Raw genomic sequence first — 13971 nt, 5'->3', positions numbered from 1 at the left:
GTGATGGCTTCCTCCCTGCGCCGCACCGTGGCCCTGGCTCTGGCCTCCGGTGGTCTGGCCCTGACAGTGGGCGGGCTGGGGGCCCGGCCGCCGCAGCAGCTGCGCGTTCTCGAACGGGGCCTGGAGGATCAGCTGGTGCGGCTGCGCGGCCGGCGGCCGGTGCCCCAGTCGGTGGTGCTGGTGGCGATCGACGATTCCACCCTCCAGCAAGGGGCCTGGTTCGCCGACCAGTCCCAGGACGCGGAACCGATTCCCGCCTGGGCCGAGGGGCTCAGCACCCTCCCCTGGCCCCGGGCCCGCTACGGCGATCTGCTCGACCGGCTGGGGGAGGCCAGTCCTGGGGCGGTGGCCATCAACGTGGTCTTCGAGGGCCCCAGCAGCCAGGGCCCGGCCGACGATGCCGCACTGGCGGCGGCCATCGGTCGCCAGCGGGGCCGCGTGGCCCTCGCCGCGGAGGTCATGGAGATCCGCGACACCAGCTTCACGGGCCTGAGCCTGGCCCCGCCCGCCGATCTGCTGCGCGAGGCGGCCGGCCCCGGCGGTCTTGGCATCACCAACACCCTGCCGGGCGGCCAGGGTGAGGCCCACAGCCACCCCCAGACCTACAGCGAGCGGATCCTGGCGCTGGCTGGCGCCAAGCCCCAGCCAGCCCTCTCCCAGGTGGCTCTGGAGCGTTCCGGCCGGGTGAGCCGGCAGGCCGATGCCCGGCGCCAGCTGAACTTCTACGGCCCGGAGGCCTCCTTCGAGCGGCTGCCCGCCTGGGAAGTGCTCGATCCGGAGCGCTGGCGCAACCACCCCAGGCGCAGCCTGATCCGGGATGCGGTGGTGCTGATCGGGCCGGTGGGCGCCCAGGGGGGGGCAGGCACGGTGACGCCCTTCGGCACCCTCTCCGGGCTGGAGATGCTGGCGACCGCCACCGCCAATTCGCTGCTGGGTGATGGCCTGCAGACCTGGCCGGTCCAGCCGCTGCCCCGCGGTCTGCTGGCCCTGACGCCGGTGCTGCTGGTGGCCGTCCTGGCCCTGCTGCGCGCGGGCCTGGGCTGGCGGCTCGGGCTGGTGGCGCTGGTGCTGGCCCTGCAGCTGGCCGGCGCCTGGCTGGCCTTCGACCGCCTCAACACCTGGGTGCCCCTGCTGGTGCCCGCCACGGCGCTGGTGCTGCTGGGGGCGCTCTACGGCGGCGATGCCTACCTGGCGGAGGAGCGTGAGCGGCGGCGCCTGCGCCGCACCTTCGAGCGCTACGTGGCCCCCAGTGTGGTGGCGGAGATCCTCTCCGATCCGGCGGCGGCGGAGGGCATCCTGCGCGGCCGGCTCCTGCCCGTCACCGTGCTCTTCACCGACCTCAAGGGCTTCACCCAGCTCACCAACAGCCGCAGCGGCAGTGGTGAGATCGAGCTGCATGTGCGCCAGCTCAACCGCTACCTCGGCGAGATGGTGGAGGTGATCACCGCCCATGGCGGCACCGTGGACAAGTTCATCGGCGATGCGGTGATGGCGGTGTTCGGCTCCCCGCTGGGCCGGGGGCCCCGGGCGGAGGCGGTGGCCGCGGTGCGCTGTGCCGCCGAGATGCGGCGGGCCCTGAGCCGGCTGAACAGCGCCTGGCAGGCCGAGGGCCTGGAGCCGCTCGACAACTGCACGGGCCTGGCTTCCGGGGAGGTGATCGTGGGCCAGATCGGCAGCCCCCGCCGCATGGAGTTCACCGTGATCGGCGACAAGGTCAACCTGGCCAGCCGGATGGAGGGGCTCACCCGCACAGCAGGGACGCCCCTCCTCTTCGACGCCGCCACCGCCGAGCTCGTGGACGGGGAGCTGCCGGTGCAGCCGCTGGGGGAGCTGCCGGTGAAGGGCATGGGGGAGCTGCCGGTGTTCACGCTCCGGGCCCTGCCGGCAGGTTGAAACGGTCCCAGCGGAACGCCTCCAGCAGGTGTTGATCCTCCGCTGGCAGGCGCTGCCCGAGCAGGGAATCCCCCACCAGCTCAGCGGTGATGGCGGCCAGCAGCACCCCGTTGCGGTGGTGGCCCGCCGCCAGCCAGAGGCCGGCCATGGGGCCCGGTCCCAGCAGCGGGCCCTCGTCCGGTGTGCAGGGGCGGAAGCCCCACCAGCGCTCCATCGACGGCCAGCCGCCGGCCGCCGGCAGCAGGGCGGTGAGGCCCTCCTCCAGCTGGCGCTGGCCAGCGGGCGTGAGGCCGGGCCTGAAGCCGGCCTCCGGTTCGGAGGTGGCCCCCACCACCACCAGGCCGTCCTTGCGGGGCACCAGGTACGTTCCGGGCCCGAAGATCACCCGCCCCAGAGCGTGGCGGGGTCCCTGCAGCGACAGCATCTGCCCCTTCACGGGGGTGATCGGCAGCTGGGGCAGCAGCTGGCTGCTCCAGGCGCCGCCGCACAGCACGGCCCGATCGCAGGGCAGCTCCTGGGTGCGGCCGTCGGCCCCGCGCCAGCGCACCGCCGCCAGGGTGCCGTGGTCGTCGGCGCCCAGCTCCAGCACCTCGGCCCCCTCCTCGAACTGCACCCCCCGCTCCACGCAGGCCCGCTCCAGGGCCCGCATCAGGCGCCGGCGGTTGTCGATCTGGCCGTCCTGGGGGAAGAGCAGGCCGGCCTGCCAGGACTTGCCGATGCCCGGCACCTCCCGCTCGAGGCCCTGGCGGTCGAGCGGCTGCCCCCAGCGGGCGGTGGGGTAGGCGTCGCTGGCCTCGGCCGTGGCGAAGGGCACCACGATGCCGCAGCGCCGCAGCCCGCAGCCGAGCCCGGAATCGGCCTCGATCGCGGCCACCCAGGCGGGGATCCGCGCCAGGGAGTGCTGGCCGAGGCTGAGCAGGGGCCCGCGGAGCCCTTCGGCGTGGGGGGCCAGCATGCCGGCCGCCACGAAGCCGGCGGCCTCCTGCCGGCGGCGGCTGAGCACCCGCACCCCCATCCCCCGGCGGGCGAGGTGGTGGGCAATGGAGAGTCCCATCAGCCCTCCCCCCAGGATCAGGGTGTCGGCGCTCGCTGGATTCGCGCTGGCGCTCACGGCGGGGGACGGCAGGCCGCAGGCATCCTGCCAATCCCCCTGCGCCGGCGGCGGGCCAAAGCAGCGGGATCGCTGCAGAGTGGGGAGGCCAGGCAGGGGGGCTGGGGACCGTGCTCAACCGGGGGATCCGCGCCCTGCTCCTGCTGCTGCCCCTGGCGCTGGCGCCGGCCCGGGCGGTGCCGGCCAGCACCCTCGCCCAGGGCAGCAGCGGGGGCGCGGTGCAGGCCACCGTGCTGCAGATCCTCGACCGGCCCGAGCTGTACATCGAGCAGCGCCGGGCCCGGGTGAAGGATGTGGCCCACGAGCCCGAGACCCTCAGCACCCGCGACACCCGGGCCCAGCTTCGCTTCCACACCGGCGCCGGCGCCCGCATCAACCGCCAGTCGCGCCTGAGGCTGGGCCGCGGCTGTCTGCTGCTGGATCAGGGCCAGCTGCTGGTGTCGGGACGCCAGAACGGCTGCACCCGCTCCATGCGGGTGAGTGTGCGCGGCACCAACTACATCCTGGAGGCCTTCGAGAACGGCGACACGGCGGTCACCTCCCTGGAGGGGCGCCTGGAGCTGGTGCGGCTGCGCGATGGGGAACCCACCGGCCAGGCCCCGCTGCTGCTGGAGAGCGGCCAGCGGCTGCGGTTGCTGCAGGCCCTGGACCTCACCACCGTGATCGCCCTCACCCCGCAGGACTACCAGGCGATCCTGGAGGGTCCGCTGTTCCGCGGCTTCGAGCCGCGGCTCCCCGACCAGGGCGCCCTGGAGGACCACCTCAACGCCAACGTGCCGGGCGTGCGCCTGCCCCGCCCGGCGCCCCGGGCAGGCGGCGGGCGGCTGCCGTTCTCCTTCGGGTTCGGCTTCGGGTTCGGCGATGGGGGCCGTGGAGACGGCGATGGACCCCGGCCCGGGGGGAACCGTCCGGAACTCCGGGACGCCTCCCCCAACAGCCGCTGAGCCGGGCCCTGCGGGGGTTCCATAGGATCGGCCCACGCACTGGCGCTGGAACAACGCGATGGCAGGCACCGCCCCCACAGCAGTCCCCCCGACCGCCCCGCAGGAGCGCCCCGCCGCCGCTGCCGGAGCCGCTGCCCCGGCCTGGGAGGCGGTGATCGGCCTGGAAACCCACGTGCAGCTCGGCACCGCCAGCAAGATCTTCACCAGTGCCTCCACCGCGTTCGGCGACGACCCCAACACCCACATCGACCCGGTGGTGTGCGGCCTGCCCGGCACCCTGCCGGTGCTCAATCAGAAGGTGCTGGAGTATGCGGTGAAGGCCGCCATGGCCCTCAATCTGCACATCGCCGAGCACAGCAAGTTCGACCGCAAGCAGTACTTCTATCCCGACCTGCCGAAGAACTACCAGATCTCCCAGTACGACGAACCGATCGCCGAAGACGGCTGGATCGAGGTGGAGGTGGCGGAGAAGGGCAAGGACACCTATCTCAAGCGCATCGGCATCGAGCGGCTGCACATGGAGGAGGACGCCGGCAAGCTCGTGCACGCCGGCAGCGACCGCCTGGCCGGCTCCACCCACTCGCTGGTGGACTACAACCGCGCCGGCGTGGCCCTGGCCGAGATCGTGAGCAAGCCGGATCTGCGCACCGGCCGGGAGGCGGCGGAGTACGCCTCCGAGATCCGGCGGATCATGCGCTATCTGGGTGTGAGTGACGGCAACATGCAGGAGGGATCCCTGCGCTGCGATGTGAACATCTCCGTGCGCCGCGGGCCCGAGGCCCCCTTCGGCACGAAGGTGGAGATCAAGAACATGAACTCCTTCTCGGCCATCCAGAAGGCCTGCGATTACGAGATCCAGCGGCAGATCAAGGCCTACGAGGCCGGGGAGCCCGTGGTGCAGGAAACGCGCCTCTGGGATGAGAGCAAGCAGCTCACCAAGAGCATGCGCTCCAAGGAAGGCAGCAGCGACTACCGCTATTTCCCCGACCCCGATCTCGGTCCGATCGAGGTCACGCCCGAGCAGCGGGAGGCCTGGCGCGCCGAACTGCCGGAGCTGCCCGCCGCCAAGCGCCACCGCTATGCCGACCAGCTGGGCCTGAGCATCTACGACGCCCGGGTGCTCACCGATGAACGCCCCATGGCCGAGTACTTCGAGGCGGTGGTGGCGGCGGGCGCCGACGCCAAGGCCACCGCCAACTGGATCACCGGCGACATCGCCGCCCACGTGAATGCCAACCGGCTCTCCTACGCCGATCTGCCCCTGCGGCCCGAGCAGCTGGCCGAGATGATCCAGCTGATCGAGAACGGCACGATCAGCGGCAAGATCGCCAAGGAGCTGCTGCCGGAACTGCTGGAGCAGGGCGGCTCCGCCAGGGCGATCGTGGCCGAGCGCGGGCTGGGCATGATCAGCGACCCGGCGGCGCTCACCGCCATCGTGGAGGAGCTGCTGGCGGCCCATCCCGATGAAGTGGAGGCGTTCCGCGGCGGCAAGACCAAACTGCAGGGCTTCTTCGTGGGTCAGCTGATGAAGCAGACCGGCGGCAAGGCCGATCCCAAGCTCGCCAACCGGATCCTGGCCGAGAAGCTCAAGGGCTGAGCGGCGCTCACGGTTCCGCGGCGGAATCCTGCGGGGCGCCAGGTTTGAGGATGCCGCCGATTTTTTCGAACGAATCCTCGGCGAAGGTGGAGTCGCCGCTGAACTCGGGTCTGTTGATGATCTTCAGCCCCTCATCCACGTGGCTGATCAGCTTGGCCATGTCGGGCTTGCTGGCCAGGTTGAGGGTGTTCGGTTCCTGGTTGGTGGTGATCACGGCGGAGCCATTGGCGATGGCGCTGTCGATCGTGGTGATCAGGTCGTGGGCGAGCACATATTTCCTGCTGTAGTTCTCGTAGTTGGCGGCCTGGCCGTAGAGCTGGCTGAACGTCCAGGCCGTGTAGAGGGTGAGAGCCGACGTGATGCCGAGATTGATCACGAGGTTGTTCGATTTCGCCCAGCCCTGCTTGCTGATCAGGGCAAGGGAGCCGAGCGCGGCGATCCCGGCCGCTGTGCTCAGCGACAGGGCTGCGTAGCGATGGGAGAAGAAGAACACTCCCACGGTGCAGGCCAGCCGCTGCCCCCGATCCAGCTGCTGCACCTGCTGCAGCAAGCGCTCGGTCTGCCCCGGGGTGACGGCCATGCTGACCCCCGCATTGCTGAGGCTGCCGATGCGCTTGCGCATGTTGCCGATGCGGGCCTGCAGCTCCTGGCTCTGAGCCGTGGCCTCTGCCTCCGTCTGGGGCTGGGGCAGGCAGATTCTCCAGCGGTTGGAGATCTCCGACACCGTGACGAACACGGCCCCATAGAACATCCCGCTGGCAACGATCAGCGCGCCACTGAAGGCGAGATGGCCGCAGAACGTGAGGGTGGTGTGGCGACCTTCCGGCCCTTCAACCTCCAGCCACAGCACAGGTCTGCGCGTCCAGATCCGCCGGAGCTGCCCGCAGCAGCCACTCCAGACGCCTCGCAGGACGTGGGTCAGCGGCAAGCGCCCTCCCTGCGCTGGGCTGGATTCCGGGTCCATGCGCGCGTGGGGGAGAGTCTTCAGGCTATGGAGCCGTCACCGATTCGTCAGTGCCGGCCTGCCGCAGGGTTCTGCGCGCCGTTTCAGAGCGGTGGTGGGAGGGCGACCCAGGGCAGGGCGTTGCCGGCCCGCTGGCGGTTCTCGCCGGAGCCGCCGCCGGCCAGCACCGCCTCGCCGCCCAGGTACCGCCAGCGACGGCCACCAGGCAGCCACACTCCGGCCGCCAGTCCCGGGATCTGCCAACGCCGGGCCAGCCGCTGCGCAGTGCTGTCGAGGGCCGCCGCCGGCAAGGGGGCGGCGGCGGGGCCGCCCGTCGCAGCGGTGATGCCGCCCTCCTCGAGCCGGCGGGCAATCCTGCGAAACAGCAGGGTGGGGGCGTGAACGCCGGGCAGGTTGGAGATGTTCGCCACGATGGCCGCCCGTGCCCGGGAGCGGGGCTCGTACATCACCAGCGCCGTGAACCCCAGCCCCTCACCGGTGTGCCCCCACCAGCCCTCGAGGCTGCCCAGGCCCAGACCGTAGCTGTCGTACTCGGGGCCGCGCAGCAGGGGCTGGGCGGCCGTGCGCCGCTCCCGGGCCGTGCTGCGGCTGAGGAGGAGGCCCCGGCCGAGCAGGCCGGCCCAGCGGCGCAGGTCCGGCAGGGTGGCCACCATCTCGCCGGCGGCGCGGAAGATCGAGAGGTTGCCGGGCTGGGGGGTGAGACGCCCATCTTCGCGCTGGTAGCCCACCGGGCGGGGCCTGGGCCAGCGGCGCTCGTTGGGAGTCACCAGGGTGTGCCGCAATCCCAGCGGCCGGAGCACCTGACGGCGCAGGCTGTGCTCGAAGCTGCGTCCGGTCACCGCCCGGATCACCTGCCCCAGCAGCACGGTGTTCACGTTGGTGTACACCGCCTGCTCGCCCGGCGGGCCCTGCAGGGGCTGGCTCCAGGCGTAGGTCAGCAGCTCCCGCGCCGTGAAGATCCGCCGCGGATCCGCCTCAAAGGCCGCGATGAATTCCGGCGTGGTGTAATCCGGCAGGCCGCTGGTCATGGCGGCCAGATCGCGCAGGGTCACCGCATCGCCGTTGGGCACCCCCTGCACGTAGCGGGACACCGGATCGTCGAGATGCAGCCGCCCCGCATCGGCCAGCTTCAGCAGCAGCGTGACGGTGAACGACTTGGTGATCGAGCGCAGCGGCCAGCTGAGGCGGCCGTTCACGGGCAGGGCGGTGGGGATGGAACGCATGGCCCTGGAACATCTGCCGCAGGCGTTGCCCTGACGCTAGGAGGTGGGGGCGGCCCTGTCGCCGGACCCTCCCAGCGCCAGGGACCGGGCCAGGCCAGCCTCCAGAGCCTCCACCCCGCCCCGGTTGTCGAGCACCACATCGGCCAGGGGCCGTTTGCGCGCCAGGGGCCACTGGGCGGCGATGCGGGCGCGGGCCTCCGCCTCGCTGAGCCCGTTGCGGGCCATCAGTCGCTGCCGCTGCTGGCTCTCCTCGCAGTCGATCAGCCACACCTCGCTGCAGAGGCTCTGCAGGCCGGCCTCGAACAGCAGCGGGATCATCAGCGCCACCACCGGGGCGTCTGCCAGCCGGGCCAGTTCCTCCTCGAACCGCTGCCGTACCAGGGGATGCACCAGTTGCTCCAGCCAGGTGCGCTCCGCCGGATTGCTGAACACCAGGCGCCCCAGGGCGGCCCGGTCCAGGCCATGGGCATCCCAGGGCACCGCGTCTCCGTAGCGCTCCCGCACCGCCGCCTCCCCGGCCGATCCCGGCGCCAGGGCCTCGCGGGCGAACAGGTCGGCATCGAGCACCGGCAGGCCGGCCCGCTCGCTCAGCCAGCGGCCGGCGGTGCTCTTGCCGCTGGCGATGCCGCCGGTGAGGCCGATGCGCCGCTGGCTCCCCTGCCAGCGGGGCTGGTTCAGGCGGGGCAGCATCGCCGGTGGACCCAGCTGCTCCAGTGCGAACTCCTCGCCGTAGCTCGGGGTGGGGCGTTCGGAATAGAAGCGCGTGGAACCGGGCCGGCGCGGCCAGCGGCGCGCCAGCCGGCTGCGCAGCCGCAGGGCCAGCAGCACCAGCTGCTGCAACCAGCCGGGGCTGCAGCTCCAGCCGAGGCTGCCGCACACCTCGGCACCCACCAGCGCCAGCAGCACCCGCCGCAGGGGCGGCCGCAGCGGGGCCGGCCAGTCGGCCAGCAGCATCGCCAGCGTGGCGTCGGCCACCCGCTGGTTGGAGTCCGCGGCACGGAAGGCCTCGGCCTCCACGCGCCGGTTGAAGGCCAGCAGCTCCTCCAGACCGGCGGGAATGGCGGTGATCCCCATCGCTTCCCCCACCTGGCGCCAGAAGCGGTAGAGGCAGGTCTGCTCGTGGGCGCTGAGTGGCCGCCAGCCGTAGCGTTGCAGCCAGCGGATCGGTTCGGCCACGAAGGTGGAGAGCACGTAGAGGAAATCACGGTTGCCGATCGCGTAGGCGCCGTGGATGCGGTTCATCCGCCTGATCACGGCCTGCCCCGCGGCGCTGGCGGGCCCCCAGCGCAGCAGTTCGGCCACCATCAGGCCGGTGTCGTCGTAGCGCTTGCGGGGCCGCGTGGTGAATTCGCCGGTGCGCTCCAGCAGGCCCGAGATCGAGGGCAGGCAAAACGTCTTGAGCAGGGCCAGCTCCAGGGCGCGGGTGATGTCCCAGGGGAAGAGCTCACCGGCCAGTCTCCGGCACACGGCATTCGCCTCGGCATCGGCCGGCTCCATGGCACCTGGGCAGGACGGTGAGAGTCATCCTGCCGCCGTGCCCCCTCCCTGGCACCCGATCCCCGGCGGCCTCACCGCCCCCTCGGGCGTCCCGGTGGCCGGACTCTCCATTCAGGCTGCTGGCGTCGAGCCAGTGTCGCCCGATCCGCCAAGGTGCGCCTCCAGCTGGTCCAGCCGGGCGAGGGTGCGCTCGAGGCCTCGCTGGTCAGGCTGGCCTGTTTGCTGAGTTCCTCCAGCATCACCGTCTGCAACGCGGTGAAACGGGAGGCCTCGGCCTGGTCGGCCAGGTCGCGGTAGTCGCGCAGTTCGGCCAGGTGACGCCGGGTTTCCAGCAGGGCGGAGGTCTGCAGCACCACCACGAACAGCAGGAACAGCCCTGTGACCACCACAAGCAACACCAGCATCACCACCCCCAGCGGCAGGTTCATGGAAGTAACCCCCAGGGAGAGATCCGAGGGGGTGGTGAATGCCTTCCAGTTCAACGCGGCGAAGATGGCGGTGACCGCCAGGATCAGGAAGGAGAGCAGGGCTTGGAGTTTCATCTGGCAGCTCCGGGACTGGTGCCGTTCGCTGTACGTCCATGCTCTGGCCGGCTGGCCAAGCACTGGGTACTGCAAGGGAAACCTTCACGATCCGAACCAGAACTCCTGCAGCTGGGGCCACCTTATTTGCCGCCGCCCATGGGAGACGTCTCTTCCTGGAACGGGCAGCCCGTCGCTTGCACTTGTTGCCATTGGATGACAGGTAAAGCGGCTGAATCGCCAGGTTTCGTGCATGGCATTCCGGGTTATATCGCCTTCCCGGTGGAATTGTCGATGAGAAGCATCCCCGGACAGCTTGGAAACATCCCCGGACGGCTTGGAAGCATCCCCGGACAGTGTGATCCGCTCTGGTGCCAGGTGTTATTTTAAGACGGGATCAAATTGCTGCCGTTTCTGTTAAAGTTTCTTCGGTCATAAGGTCGCCTGTTCTTGTCTTGCAAGGGGCTAGGTTTTTGCAAGGGCTAGCTGTCGGCGCCTTGCTGTGCTGATCCAGGCCTGTCTGCTTCCCTTCCCCTGCCCCAATGCCGTCTTCCATCCCGTCCTGGCACCCGATCCCCGGCGGCCTCACCGCCCCCGCGGGCTTCCTGGCGGCCGGGATCACGGCCGGCCTCAAGCCCTCGGGCAATCCCGACCTCTCCCTGCTGCTGGCTCCGCAGGGGGCCGTGTGCGCCGGCACCTTCACCACCTCGCGGGTGCGGGCTGCCTGCGTGAACCTCTGCGCCGAGCGGCTGGAGGCCTCGGGCGGCCATGCCCGCGCCGTGGTCACCAATTCCGGCCAGGCCAATGCCTGCACCGGGGATCGCGGCCGGATCGACAGCCTGCGGGCCACCGAGGCCCTGGCGGCCCGGCTCGGCCTGGAGGCGGAGCAGGTGCTGATCTGCTCCACCGGCGTGATCGGTGTGCCGATCCCGATGGACACCCTGCTGGCGGGCCTCGATCCGCTGGTGGAGGCCCTCAGCCCGGAGGGGGGGGGCAGCGCGGCGGCGGCCATCCTCACCACCGATCTGGTGGCCAAGGAGATCGCCCTGGAGGCCGACCTGGGCGGCCGGCGGGTGCGCCTTGGCGGCATGGCCAAGGGTTCAGGGATGATCCATCCGGCCATGGCCACGATGCTCGGCTACCTGAGCTGCGATGCCGGCATGCCGGCGGAGGTGTGGCGAGGGATGGTGAAGCGGGCGGTGGATCGCTCCTTCAATGCGATCACGGTGGACGGCGACACCAGCACCAACGACACGCTCCTGGCCTTTGCCGCCGGCGAGCCCCTGAGCCCCGAGCACCTGGACGCGCTGGAGGCCGGCCTCACGGCGGTGTCGCAGCACCTGGCCAGGGCGATCGCCCGCGATGGTGAGGGTGCCACCTGCCTGATCGAGGTGCAGGTGGCGGGTGCCGCCACGGAGGCCGATGCCCGCGCCATCGCCCGCACCATCTGCGGCTCGTCGCTGGTGAAGTGCGCTGTGCACGGCCGCGACCCCAACTGGGGCCGGATCGTGGCCGCCGCCGGCCGTGCCGGTGTGCCGATGGATCCCGACGCCTTGGCCCTCTGGCTGGGGGAGCACCAGTTGATGGCCGCCGGCCAGCCGTTGGCCTTTGACCGCCCGGCGGCGTCCGCCTACCTGCGCGCTCGGGCCGCCGGCGCCTACCTCAGCGATGACACCGTGCAGATCCGCCTGGTGGTGGGCGAGGGCCCGGGCACCGGCCTGGCCTGGGGCTGCGATCTCTCCGACCAGTACGTGCGCATCAACGCCGACTACACGACCTAGGCCCAGACACGACCCTGGCCCAGGCGGTTCCTCCCCCCTTCAGAGCACCACCCATGGTGTGGCCCAAGGAAGTGCCACCATGGATAGCGATTGCGACCGAGCTGCCCATGCCTGCCGCGACCGCCTACAACAGCCGCAACCTTCGGGGTCAGTCCCTCCTCTTCCGCTGTCTGGAGACGGGGTTCATCACCACGGCCCCTGCACTGACCCGCTACCAGCAGGGACGGGGCATTGACCCATCCCGGCGGGAACTGGTGGGCGAGCGACCGGCAAGCTGGACCAAAGCGGCACCCACGACGACCTGCGAACGTTGCGGGATGGTGGTCAGGGGCAACCAGTGGGCATTCCGCCAGCATCAGCAGTCGAGGCGGTGCCAGAAGGCAAGCTCACTGTCCTGAGGCGCCACCCCCCTCAGCATGCCGGTGGCGTGGGTGACCATCAGCGCACCCCAAGGTGTTGATGGCTGCGGTTGATGGTTGCCGCTGATGGTTAGGCTGAGAGTATTTTTAGAACCACTCTCTGGCATGGGTGTTCATCCCTACGCGGATCTTCCCCCGAGTGCTTTTTGGAAGTCAGGCGTATCCCATGGGGATCCCCATGCCATCCAGGGGATCTACAGGAAAAAGTTCGATCTTTCTCCGCAGACAAGGATCGCCACGGCTGGGTCCTGCTTTGCTCAGCACATCACCCGCCGACTGGCGGGCGAAGGCCTCCATGTTCTGGATGTGGAGCCCGCACCTTCCGGCCTGCCCACGAGCCTGCATCAGAAGTACGGATTCTCCTTGTTCAGTGCACGCTATGGGAACATCTATACGGTGAGGCAGCTGCTGCAGCTGGCCGAGGAGGTGGCAGGTGATCGTGCTCCTCAGGACTATGTGTGGGAGAGGAATGGTCGCTACTTCGATGCCCTCAGGCCTGGCGTTGAGCCTGAAGGCCTTGATTCTCCTGAGGAAGTTGTTGAACATCGCCGTTATCATATTGCAGCTGTAAAAAAGCTGTTCCAGGAGCTTGATCTGATCGTCTTCACGCTTGGTCTCACCGAGTCTTGGGAGCATCGAGAGTCTGGCACGGTGTATCCCATGGCCCCAGGCACTTTTGCAGGCAAGTATGATCCTGAAATCCATGCCTTCAGGAATTCTCAATTTCCGGATGTCATCGGAGATTTCAACAAGTTTCAGGTTCTTCTCAGGAGTCTCAGGCAGGGGCGGCCCTTCAAGGTGATGCTCACCGTTTCACCGGTTCCGCTCACGGCCAGTGCCAGTGGACATCACGTGCTTGTCTCGAGCAGTTATTCCAAGGCGATCCTCAGGTCTGTGGCGGGTCAATTGGCTGACAACCAAGCTCACATTGACTACTTCCCCTCTTATGAAATAGTGACGAACCCGAAACTCTGTTCATCTGCGTTCGCGGAAAATCTGAGATCAGTGCGAGAGAGCGCGGTGGATGTTGTGATGGAGCACTTCTTCTCCCAGCATGCATTCTCCCAGCATGCAGGCCGTGGTTGTTCGGCCGGTCCTGGCGATTCCTCTGGCGGTTCTCCTGGCGGTATGGGGCTGGCAAGGCGACGGGCGGATGCACGCGCGGATGCCCAGGGCAGGCAATCCGATGGGGAGGCTTCGGGTCTGGCCTGCGACGAGATGATTCTGGATGCGTTTGCACCCCGGCAATGAGCTTGAGCTACACAGTCTGGGGCGACTCCCATCTGATCGGCTTCATGGAGGCAGTGGAGAGAATGGGGCTGGGCAATACATCCGACCTCACTTTTCTTCCCACTCCGAATGTCAAAAATATCAAGGAAATCGTTTGCGGTACTGCAAGGTCTGCATCCTTGGAGTTTGACGGGGAGATGCTCTCCGTCGAGTTGAAGCCGCCGGAGCAGTCGGCCTTGGTGCTCGTCGGCAATGGCAACTTCAGTCACTTCTCGGTGTATGAAAGGCAGGGTTCTCTGCCTCCGCTCTGGGTGTGCCTGCCCGGGCCTCGCCAGGCTGCGGTCGCCCAGGCTGGAGGTCTCGCGTCGATCCCCCCGGTTTCGATGGGTCTGTTCCAGGCTGTCTACGCCCCATCAGTCCGTCATAACCTTCTCCATCGGCATGGGTTTACAACGGAGTACTTCAACCGATTCAACACGGTGATCGTTTTTCTCTCGCCCACGCCATCGGCGGACTTCTTCAGAAGACAGCTCTGTTCCGAGGGTTATCTCGAGGCCAACTGCCTGCAGGGCTTCAAGCGCGCTTACGCGGCTGTCTTTGAGCTGGAAGTGGGGCAACTGGGCCTGAGAAGCGTTGAGGTGAATTACCCCCTCAAGCAGCTGGAAGTGGAGGACGGCACCACTGCGCCTGAGTATCTTCTTGAGGAGGTTCTTCAGGTGCATGGCAATGCTGCCTACTGGGAGAGCAGAATCAGAACGTCCTCTCTGCTGTGATGCTGGGATTCCACCGGT

General features: G+C 69.1%; 11 protein-coding genes. 6 read left to right on the top strand and 5 right to left on the bottom strand.

Annotation, left to right across the window (positions count from 1 at the left end; all coding sequences use genetic code 11):
• The first annotated feature begins 3 nt into the window (after positions 1-3).
• Positions 4-1893, top strand: a complete 1890-nt coding sequence (locus CBM981_RS09670) for an adenylate/guanylate cyclase domain-containing protein (protein ID WP_087068235.1) — start codon at positions 4-6, stop codon at positions 1891-1893.
• Here CBM981_RS09670 and CBM981_RS09665 read toward each other — a convergent pair.
• Positions 1865-2947: an FAD-dependent oxidoreductase gene (locus CBM981_RS09665; protein ID WP_087069328.1), complete on the bottom strand. Its 1083-nt coding sequence runs from the start codon at positions 2945-2947 to the stop codon at positions 1865-1867. The genes CBM981_RS09670 and CBM981_RS09665 overlap by 29 nt on opposite strands.
• Positions 2948-3114: 167 nt before the next feature.
• On the opposite strand from CBM981_RS09665, the gene CBM981_RS09660 reads away from it, so the two are divergent.
• On the top strand, positions 3115-3948 hold the full coding sequence (locus CBM981_RS09660) for an iron dicitrate transport regulator FecR (protein ID WP_197686649.1): 834 nt from the start codon (positions 3115-3117) through the stop codon (positions 3946-3948).
• 58 nt (positions 3949-4006) lie between these two features.
• Positions 4007-5545 (top strand): Asp-tRNA(Asn)/Glu-tRNA(Gln) amidotransferase subunit GatB, encoded by a 1539-nt coding sequence (gene gatB, locus CBM981_RS09655; protein WP_225867330.1) that lies wholly within the window; start codon positions 4007-4009, stop codon positions 5543-5545.
• A gap of 7 nt (positions 5546-5552) precedes the next feature.
• Here gatB and CBM981_RS09650 read toward each other — a convergent pair whose 3' ends face one another.
• The 4 genes from CBM981_RS09650 to CBM981_RS09635 form a co-directional block, all read right to left on the bottom strand.
• Positions 5553-6473 (bottom strand): hypothetical protein, encoded by a 921-nt coding sequence (locus tag CBM981_RS09650; RefSeq protein WP_172820864.1) that lies wholly within the window; start codon positions 6471-6473, stop codon positions 5553-5555.
• Between the two features lie 119 nt (positions 6474-6592).
• Entirely contained in the window at positions 6593-7732 is a 1140-nt protein-coding gene (locus tag CBM981_RS09645) for a serine hydrolase (protein WP_087068233.1), read from the bottom strand.
• Positions 7733-7768: 36 nt separating this feature from the next.
• Positions 7769-9229: a dephospho-CoA kinase gene (coaE, locus tag CBM981_RS16205; RefSeq protein ID WP_087068232.1), complete on the bottom strand. Its 1461-nt coding sequence runs from the start codon at positions 9227-9229 to the stop codon at positions 7769-7771.
• 71 nt (positions 9230-9300) lie between these two features.
• Positions 9301-9771, bottom strand: a complete 471-nt coding sequence (locus tag CBM981_RS09635; protein ID WP_087068231.1) for a hypothetical protein — start codon at positions 9769-9771, stop codon at positions 9301-9303.
• 521 nt (positions 9772-10292) lie between these two features.
• Here CBM981_RS09635 and argJ point away from each other — a divergent pair.
• The 3 genes from argJ (at position 10293) to CBM981_RS09620 (ending at position 13953) form a co-directional block, all read left to right on the top strand.
• Positions 10293-11531, top strand: a complete 1239-nt coding sequence (argJ, locus tag CBM981_RS09630; protein WP_087068230.1) for a bifunctional glutamate N-acetyltransferase/amino-acid acetyltransferase ArgJ — start codon at positions 10293-10295, stop codon at positions 11529-11531.
• A gap of 485 nt (positions 11532-12016) precedes the next feature.
• Positions 12017-13201: a GSCFA domain-containing protein gene (locus tag CBM981_RS09625; protein ID WP_087069326.1), complete on the top strand. Its 1185-nt coding sequence runs from the start codon at positions 12017-12019 to the stop codon at positions 13199-13201.
• Positions 13198-13953 (top strand): hypothetical protein, encoded by a 756-nt coding sequence (locus CBM981_RS09620; RefSeq protein WP_087068229.1) that lies wholly within the window; start codon positions 13198-13200, stop codon positions 13951-13953. The genes CBM981_RS09625 and CBM981_RS09620 overlap by 4 nt, the downstream gene beginning before the upstream one ends.
• The last annotated feature ends 18 nt before the right edge of the window (positions 13954-13971 follow it).

The sequence above is a fragment of the Cyanobium sp. NIES-981 genome (assembly GCF_900088535.1).
Lineage (GTDB): Bacteria > Cyanobacteriota > Cyanobacteriia > PCC-6307 > Cyanobiaceae > NIES-981.
This window is presented reverse-complemented; position numbering and strand designations above follow the sequence as displayed.